The sequence below is a fragment of the Pseudaestuariivita atlantica genome (genome assembly GCF_001205715.1).
In the GTDB taxonomy this organism is placed as follows: Bacteria; Pseudomonadota; Alphaproteobacteria; order Rhodobacterales; family Rhodobacteraceae; genus Pseudaestuariivita; species Pseudaestuariivita atlantica.
In genome coordinates this window covers 1-1,384 of sequence record NZ_AQQZ01000047.1, presented here as the reverse complement: position 1 = coordinate 1,384, position 1,384 = coordinate 1, and the positions used below count along the sequence as shown (strand labels likewise).

Here is a 1,384-nt window from a genome sequence, read left to right as displayed (position 1 = left end):
ATACCAACTTGCGCCAAGCCTGACTCTCGATTGGGGATTCCCTTCAGCTCTGATTTCTGACTCACTGCCTGAAAACACAAGGCGGTGGATCATGGGACAGGCATTGGCACTTCGGGAAGATTTTGACGGATCGGACCTGCGCCGATTGGCGCGGGGGAGCCGGGACGCGGATCAGACGCGGCGGCTTTTGGCGCTTGCTGTCATCTATGCAGGCGGGAGCCGCGCCGAGGCCGCGCGGACAGGCGGTGTCGGACGGCAGATCGTGCGGGATTGGGTCATGCGTTTCAATGCGGAGGGGCCGGAGGGGTTGATTACCCGCAAGGCCCCTGGGAGTCCGTCAAAACTCAACGATGTACAGCGCGCCGCGTTGGTGCAGGTCGTTGAACGGGGACCAAACCCGAAGGTGGACGGCGTAGTACGGTGGCGCCTTCTGGACCTTGCGGCCTGGGTTTGGGACCGCTTCGGTATCTCGCTGAGCGAGGCGACGCTCAGCCGGGAACTTAAGGCACTCGGTTTTTCCAAACTTTCGGCCCGCCCGCGCCATTACGCCCAAGACGCCGATGCGATAGACGCTTTTAAAAAGACTTCCCGGCCCGCTTGGCGAATGTCCGCACGACGCTCCCGCCCGGCACCGAGATAGAAATCTGGTTCCAAGACGAGGCGCGGGTGGGTCAAAAGAACAAGATCACCCGACGTTGGGCGCGGCGCGGGACAAGGCCGTCTGCGCCGCACGATCAGCGGACCCAGTCCGCTTACATCTTCGGCGCTATCTGCCCAGAGCGCGGCAAGGGCGCGGGCCTGGTCATGCCGCGCTGCGACAGCGAGGCCATGACCGCCCATCTCGCCGAGATCAGCACCATGGTCGCACCCGGTGCTCATGGCGTCGTGATCCTTGATCAAGCCGGATGGCACCTATCGGGCTCGCTCGCGATCCCCGAAAACATCACGCTGCTGCCCCTGCCGTCACGCGCCCCGGAACTGAACCCGGTGGAAAACGTCTGGCAATACCTGCGCGATAACTGGCTCTCAAACCACGTGTTCGAAAACTACGACGACATACTCAGCTACTGCTGCGAAGCGTGGAACCGGCTTATTGAACGGCCTTGGAAAATCATGACCATAGGTCTTCGCGATTGGGCGCATGAGTTCTGATCAATGCAAGTTGGTATCAGGACCTGCACGATGGGCGGCCAACACGTCACCTGCATTCGGATCGAGGAGGAGTAGATGACCCAACTGACAGCCTTGGAACGCGACTTGCTCGCCTGCGTCGAGCGGTTGGTGACGGCCTCAGAGGCCTCCGCGCAGGAATTGACCGCCTTGGAGACACGCTCGACCGGCAGGATCGAGAAGGAACTGGCTGGCTTGAAAGACTGCGTGACCT

The 1,384-nt window shown here is 61.5% G+C and carries 1 protein-coding gene; it reads left to right on the top strand.

Annotated elements, in window-relative coordinates; all coding sequences use genetic code 11:
• Window positions 1-91 precede the first annotated feature (91 nt).
• Window positions 92-1,152 (top strand): IS630 family transposase gene (locus ATO11_RS21590; RefSeq protein ID WP_110553842.1). Its coding sequence is split into 2 segments (ribosomal slippage): window positions 92-584 and window positions 584-1,152, totalling 1,062 coding nucleotides; the frame shifts between segments, so codons are not numbered across the junction.
• Window positions 1,153-1,384 lie beyond the last annotated feature (232 nt).